Here is a 6,319-nt window from a genome sequence, read left to right as displayed (position 1 = left end):
ATATCTGGCTTGGTTTGTTTGTTGTTTCAGTTTAATTCTTAAAGAATTAATTTATTGTTAACCTACTGTTTAATTTTCAAAGTTCTTTGCTTGTTTCAGCTTCTTTATTTTACCAAAGCTGTTTTTCTTTGTCAACTACTTTTTTAGCAAGTTTTTGTTGACGTTTTGTCCCTGTCTCAAGGACAAGTAATACTATATCATCGTATTACTTAATAGTCAATACTTTTTAAAAACTTTTTTACTTTTTTACTACTTTTAGTGTTTACTCTTTTTACTTTTTTATACTTTTATTTTTTGATTTACCTATTATATACATTTAGATTACTGTCAATTGCTTAATTCTATTCACATCAAATCCTAATATGTCCTGACCATCTACTACTATAACCGGAACAGATAAATATCCTTTTTTTATTAATTCACGCTTAAATTCTTCATTAGAAGATATATTGTACTCTATAAATTCTATGTTATTTTTTTGTAAATATTCTTTTGCTTTTTTACATTGTATACATGTATCACTAGTATAAATCTCTACTTTTTTCATTTACTGTCTCCTTAAAACATTTATTACCTTGTTTTTTTGTCAATATTGTATTAGATTATTATTAACTTTATTATTCATTTAATTACCATAATAAATTACTTTTTATATTACATAATTTTTTTTAACAATGCAATACAACTCTAAAATTTATAGGAGGATTTTTTCATGCAGAAAAAAGTTTTAATAATGTCAGCTTCCACTGGTGGTGGTCACAATAGAGCAGCTAGAGCCATAAAAGAGGAATTAACTAACAAATCAATTAACGGCATCACTATTGATTGTGAAATCATAGATAGTTTAAAAATAGTTAATGGAACTATGGATAAACTAATTTCTAGAGGCTATGAAAAGTCAGCTAAATATACACCTAAAGCTTGGGGTGGTGTTTATAAATTAACTGAAAGTAGTCTAATGTCTAAAAATGAATTTAAAGATAACCCGCTAACTTCTTTAATATCTAGAAAATTAAAAAAATTAGTAGAAAATAAAAAACCAGATTTAATCATAGGTACTCATCCTTTTCCTATGATAGCACTCAGTACTTTAAAGAAACATTCTCAGCTTTATGATAGTTCAGAATCAAACGCTTTTACTGAAAGCATACATAAATACTATAGAAATTTAAATATTCCACCTCTTGTAACAGTCTTAACTGATTACACAACTCATTCTGCCTATATACAAAATGAAATTAACTACTATATTGCAGGACATGAATATGTAAAAGAGTTGTTAGTTGAAGATGGTATCGATAAGGAAAAAATTAAAGCATATGGTATACCAGTTGAAAAATCATTTTTATCACATAGAGATAGAGAAACTGTATTATCTGAACTTAATTTAGATCCAAATAAATTTACAGTTCTTCTAATGGGTGGTAGTTTCGGTGCAGGCAGTATAAAAGACACACTTGCTGAATTAATTTCTGTAAATAGAGATTTTCAAATCATTGTTATAACTGGAAGAAATAAATCTCTAAAAGATAAATTAGAAAAAAACTTAGCTGCTGATGAGGATAAGATAGATAAGAAAATATGTGTACTTGGATTTACTGATAAAATGAATGATTTATTAGCATCAGTAGACATATTAGTTTCTAAGCCAGGAGGACTTACTACTACTGAATCTTTATTAAAAGAGGTTCCTATGATTGTTCCTTATTTCATTCCTGGTCAGGAAGAAGAAAATTTAGACTTCCTTTCTAACTGTGGTGCTTCATTAAGAACATCTAAAAAATACACTTTAAGCGTACTATTAAAAGTTCTTATTGATAACCCAAAGAGAATCGAAATGACTAAAGAAAATATAAGAGCTATAAAAAAACTTAATGCATCTCAAGATATTGCTAAGTTAGCTTTTGATATATTATCTAGAGATTAAAATAAGCGTATGAAAATTTTAATTTTCATACGCTTTTATTTTTTTAATATGGCTCGTAAAAATCTTCTTCATAGTCATATTGATAGTTTTTATAGTTATTTCTAAATGCTCCACTATTACTATTCTTACTGAGAGTTTTTTTACTTTTTTTATTTTCCAATAAATCTCTATCACTGCTTTTTGATTTATCTTTAGACTTAATTTTTTTTTCTCTCTTTTCTTTCATTGCATTATGTTCTTCTAAGTTCATAGTCGTTTTCATACTACACCCCTATAAAATTATTTAATAATTACTATAATTATATAATACAAATTACATTTGTCAATAAGTTAATTTTATAATCATTTAAATTCTAATATAAATAAAAACCAAGGATATACCTTGGTTTTTTATATTTCTCTTCTGCCTTCTAATGCCTTCGAAATAGTTACTTCATCAGCATATTCTAAGTCTCCACCTACAGGTAAACCATGGGCTATTCTTGTAACCTTTATTCCCATAGGCTTGACAAGCTTTGATATGTACATAGCCGTAGCTTCACCTTCTATAGTTGGATTAGTGGCCATTATTAGTTCTTTTACATCTTGATTTGCTAATCTAGTGATTAACTCTCTAACTCTTATCATATCTGGTCCTATACCATCCATAGGAGATATTACTCCATGAAGTACATGATATTGGCCTTTGAACTCTTTAGTTCTTTCCATAGCAGCAACATCTCTAGGATCTTCTACTACACATATGACACTAGCATCTCTATTTTTATTAGAGCACATACTACACTTTTCTTGATCTGATATATTACAGCAAACTGAACAATATTTTATTTCCCTTTTTGCATCTAATATCGCTTTTGATAAAGATTCTACATCATTATTATTCATATTTATAACATGAAAAGCTAATCTTTGTGCTGTTTTTCTTCCTACTCCTGGTAGTTTAGAAAACTCCTCTATAAGCCTATTAATAGGCTCTGTATAAATTTGCATACTTATCACCTACTAGAATAATCCTGGGATATTCATTCCTCCAGTAACCTTACTCATTTGATTTTGTTGCATATCATCAACTTTTCTTAAGGCTTCATTAACTGCACTTAATACTAAATCTTGTAACATTTCTATATCATCTGGATCTACTACCTCTGGTTTTATAGCTATATCTATAACTTCTTTTTTACCATTAACTTTAACTGTAACAGCGCCACCACCCACTGAAGCCTCAACTTCCTTTGATTCTAACTCTTCTTGCATTTTTTGCATGTTCTCTTGCATTTTTTGAGCTTGCTTTAATATGTTATTCATGTTTCCTGGCATTCCACCAAATCCTTTTTTAGCCATCTTATATACTTCCTCCTTAAATTTCTGATTTATTTTATATCACAATATAATTTTTATCATTTATTATGTTATTTTTCAATACTGTCTTTTACTTCTAGTATATTTTCATTCACTATACCTTTAAGTATTTCTTCTCCTTCATCACTTTTACTGCTAGTTTTTTCTAGGTTCATACTTGCAATTTCAGACTTCAGATATATTTTAAGATGAAAACTTCTATTTAGTACTTCTCTTATAACTTGCTCTACATATTTTATAGTTTCTTCTGAACTAAGTCTAGACCTTGCAAAAGAAAAATTATCATTGAATATTATAAATAAGGCATTTTCTTTTACATAGAAACTACTAACTTCTTTTAGAAGTGCATATATACTCGGTTTTTTATCATCCTTTATTTTTTGAATTATTTTTTTCCATGATGATTCTATTATTTTTACATCTTCACTCTTTACTTCTTCATATATTATATCTTGTTTTTCTTCTTGATTATTTATTTTTTCATCTTTATTATTTGAACTTGATTCAGGTTCATTTTGTACTGTTACTACTTTTATATTTCCACTTTCTATTATTTGCTCTAAATTTTCAATTCTTTTAATCAATGCTTCTTTACTTTCATCAAACATAGGTTGTGCTATTTTCATCATAGTAACTTCAGCTAATATTCTTGTATTTGAAGATGATTTCATTGAATCTTGTGTCTCTGATAATATATTTAATATTCTTATCAAGTCATTTATATTAATAGTTTTAGCTTGTTCCTTTAATCTTTCTATACTTTCTTCAGGTAATGATATAATTTCATCAAGGTCTTTAGATACTTTGCAAACCATTAAATTTCTAAAATGATCTATTAAATCATTTATTAAATTTCTTATATCTTTTCCCCAAATAATAAATTCATTTAATATTTGAAGCGATTTTTTAGTATTTTCACCTATAATAGCTTGAGATAATTCAAATAGTTCATCAATATTAACAGTACCCAATAATTCTATTACATCATTATATTCTATTTTTTCATTTCCAAATGACATACATTGATCAAGTATACTTAGAGCGTCCCTTAGAGCACCTTGTGAATTTCTAGCTATTAAACTTAGTGCTTTTTCCTCTGCTTCAATATTCTCTTTTTCACATATATATACCATTCTATTGGCAATATCTTTTGATGACACTCTTTTAAAATCAAATCTTTGACATCTAGATAGTATGGTTGCTGGTATTTTATGTGGTTCTGTTGTAGCTAATATAAAAATTACATATGATGGTGGCTCTTCTAGAGTTTTTAGTAGGGCATTAAAAGCTCCTTGAGATAACATGTGAACCTCATCTATGATGTAAACTTTATATTTTGCTTTTGAAGGAGTATATTTTACACTTTCCCTTAACTCTCTTATATCATCTACACTATTATTTGATGCTGCATCTATTTCTACTATATCCATGATATTATCATTTAATGTGTCTACACATATTTCACACTTATTACAAGGCTCTTCATCAATAGAATTTAAACAGTTCACTGATCTAGCAAATATTTTAGCTGTAGATGTTTTACCAGTACCTCTAGTTCCAGAAAATAAATATGCATGACCTATATTACTATTTCTTATCTGATTTTTTAAAGTTTTTACTATGTGTTCTTGCCCAACTACATCCTCAAATGTTTTTGGCCTATATACTCTATACAACGCTTTATGCATATTTACATCTCCTTCAAAACTATTTTTACTTTATAAAAAAATCTATATATAATTTTTTCCAATCCAAATACATTTATATCATATATTTTATAATAAATAAAAATATTTGTTAATTATTTTTATGTACAAAAAAATCCCTATTAAAGGGATTATTATATTTATATATAAATGCTGTACACCATCTATTGATTAATACTTCACAGACGTTACCAAAACAGTTAACTCAACCTAGGCGCTCCTATGTCACATGCAAGGAATCACTTACCGCTGCTTCCTTCCGGATCTGACGGAGTTCATGAGCTTACATTGCACAGGACCTAAGCATCAACACCACTTATTCTGGGCAGCTCTACAAAGTAAAAACCTCTAGATGGAATTCAATCCTGCTATAGCGGATTGCAGGTTACAGGGCACCGCTACCTCCCCATCTAGTACAGCAAAATTACAACCATATTTATTTGTTGGCGGAGAGAGTGGGATTTGAACCCACGATACGTTTTACCGCATACTCACTTTCCAGGCGAGCGCCTTCGACCCCTCGACCATCTCTCCTTAATGCTTGTTTCTAAGAGTCTTGAAAAATTCTTGCAAAATATGCGAACACTCGTCTTTCAGTATACCAAAGTTTACTTCAATATTATTATCTTTATAATAATCCATTTTAAACTCGTGTTGTTTTTCCATTTTTAAGTTTTTTATATGTTTAGCTCCAATAATTATATTCTTTATTCTAGAATTAATTATAGCTCCACTACACATTATACACGGTTCCATAGTAACATACAAGTCACAATTTATAAGTCTCCATCCACCTAATACTTCAGAAGCTTGTTTTATAGCCAACATCTCAGCATGAGCTGTACTATCTTTTAATTCTTCTGTTCGATTATGTGCTCTAGCTATAATTTTATCATCCTTAACTATAACTGCTCCTATTGGAGTTTCTCCCTTATTATATGCCTTATATGCCTCTTTTAAAGCTTCTTCCATGTACAACGATTTCTCCATGATACCTCCTAAACATATAACACATTAATATTATCATAAGTTTTATAATAATTCAACTCATTTATTTAATTGAAATTTTTACCATTTTTATATGTTTTAGTGATTTGTTCCTCGTGAAACATCGCATTTTATTTGTGTATTAAAAATAGACAGACTAATATGCCTATCTTTTTATATCACTTTACATAATTTATATATTAGTAAAAAAAGATTACGTGGCTACGTGCTACTCTCCCAGGGGGTCGCCCCCCAAGTACCATCGCCGCTCAAGAGCTTAACTTCTGTGTTCGGAATGGGAACAGGTGTATCCTCTTTGCTATAATAACCACATAATCTT

General features: G+C 28.8%; 7 protein-coding genes, 1 tRNA gene, 1 rRNA gene and 1 other RNA gene. 1 reads left to right on the top strand and 9 read right to left on the bottom strand.

Annotated features, from left to right (window positions below; genetic code table 11):
• Positions 1-316: 316 nt before the first annotated feature.
• Positions 317-547 carry a glutaredoxin family protein gene (locus K0039_RS19735; RefSeq protein ID WP_228106749.1) on the bottom strand — a complete coding sequence of 77 codons (231 nt, stop codon included), beginning with the start codon at positions 545-547 and terminating at the stop codon, positions 317-319.
• Between the two features lie 165 nt (positions 548-712).
• Here K0039_RS19735 and K0039_RS19730 point away from each other — a divergent pair, with 165 nt between their 5' ends.
• Positions 713-1,927 (top strand): MGDG synthase family glycosyltransferase, encoded by a 1,215-nt coding sequence (locus tag K0039_RS19730; protein WP_228106748.1) that lies wholly within the window; start codon positions 713-715, stop codon positions 1,925-1,927.
• Between the two features lie 43 nt (positions 1,928-1,970).
• On the opposite strand, the gene K0039_RS19725 is transcribed toward K0039_RS19730, so the two are convergent.
• The 8 genes from K0039_RS19725 to rrf all read right to left on the bottom strand — a co-directional run bounded on the left by K0039_RS19725 (position 1,971) and on the right by rrf (position 6,312).
• Positions 1,971-2,189, bottom strand: coding sequence for a hypothetical protein (locus K0039_RS19725; protein ID WP_228106747.1), 219 nt, complete (start codon positions 2,187-2,189; stop codon positions 1,971-1,973).
• 128 nt (positions 2,190-2,317) lie between these two features.
• A complete protein-coding gene (gene recR, locus K0039_RS19720) occupies positions 2,318-2,917 on the bottom strand; it encodes a recombination mediator RecR (RefSeq protein ID WP_228106746.1) in 600 nt (199 codons plus the stop codon).
• A 12-nt stretch (positions 2,918-2,929) separates the two neighbouring features.
• Positions 2,930-3,268, bottom strand: a complete 339-nt coding sequence (locus K0039_RS19715; RefSeq protein ID WP_018590937.1) for a YbaB/EbfC family nucleoid-associated protein — start codon at positions 3,266-3,268, stop codon at positions 2,930-2,932.
• A 68-nt stretch (positions 3,269-3,336) separates the two neighbouring features.
• Complete coding sequence (dnaX, locus tag K0039_RS19710; protein WP_228106745.1) at positions 3,337-4,974, bottom strand: DNA polymerase III subunit gamma/tau; 1,638 nt, start codon at positions 4,972-4,974, stop codon at positions 3,337-3,339.
• Positions 4,975-5,145: 171 nt separating this feature from the next.
• Positions 5,146-5,411: signal recognition particle sRNA large type (gene ffs, locus K0039_RS19705), an RNA gene on the bottom strand.
• Positions 5,412-5,436: 25 nt separating this feature from the next.
• A tRNA-Ser gene (locus K0039_RS19700) sits at positions 5,437-5,526 on the bottom strand.
• On the bottom strand, positions 5,527-5,982 hold the full coding sequence (locus K0039_RS19695; RefSeq protein ID WP_228106744.1) for a nucleoside deaminase: 456 nt from the start codon (positions 5,980-5,982) through the stop codon (positions 5,527-5,529).
• 213 nt (positions 5,983-6,195) lie between these two features.
• Positions 6,196-6,312, bottom strand: a 5S ribosomal RNA gene (gene rrf / locus K0039_RS19690).
• Positions 6,313-6,319 lie beyond the last annotated feature (7 nt).

Origin of the sequence: Terrisporobacter mayombei (assembly GCF_020748465.1) — a bacterium.
In the GTDB taxonomy this organism is placed as follows: Bacteria; Bacillota; Clostridia; order Peptostreptococcales; family Peptostreptococcaceae; genus Terrisporobacter; species Terrisporobacter mayombei.
This window is presented reverse-complemented; position numbering and strand designations above follow the sequence as displayed.